Annotated in this window: 1 protein-coding gene; it reads right to left on the reverse strand. The window is 66.3% G+C overall.

Translation table 11 applies throughout. From position 1 onward, the window contains the following. Nucleotides 1-513, reverse strand: a 513-nt coding sequence (locus tag BN1117_RS19695; RefSeq protein WP_209435249.1) for a hypothetical protein, incomplete at both ends; no start/stop codon positions are given.

The following is a 513-nucleotide window of genomic DNA, read 5'->3' on the forward strand; positions in this document are numbered from 1 at the left end:
GGTCACGGTGAAGGCCTGATTGGCCGCACCGCCCTCATCCGTGGTCCCCGCCACGTTGCCACTCACTACCCCGCTCCAGTCCGCCGGCAGGGTGAAGGTCGGCACATCCGCGGTGCTCGCTCCGCTCCAGCTGTAGCTGCCTGCCGCGCCAGCCACCCAGCCAGCCCCCATCACTGCACCTGCCGGTACCCCGCTCAGGGTCACCGTGACACCGGTCACCTCTTCCGAGCCGTCCGCGTCGGTCGCACTCACGCTCAGCTGCGCCGCCAGCGACACCACTATCGGGTCGTCTGTTTCAGCCAGCACCAGACTGGTCGCACTGACGCTGATGTCCCCTTCCACATTGATGGTGATGCTGCCTGTGCTGTTCGCACTGCCTTCATTGGTGGTCGCCGCTACCGTGTAGTTGATGGGCGCGCCATTGTTGTTGGTACTGCCCGCCACGCCTGCAGTCGAATAGTCCGCCGGGAACACCAGCCCGAACTCCGCCGGCAATGCCCCGCCGGTAACGGT

The sequence above is a fragment of the Aeromonas australiensis genome (assembly GCF_000819725.1).
Lineage (GTDB): Bacteria > Pseudomonadota > Gammaproteobacteria > Enterobacterales > Aeromonadaceae > Aeromonas > Aeromonas australiensis.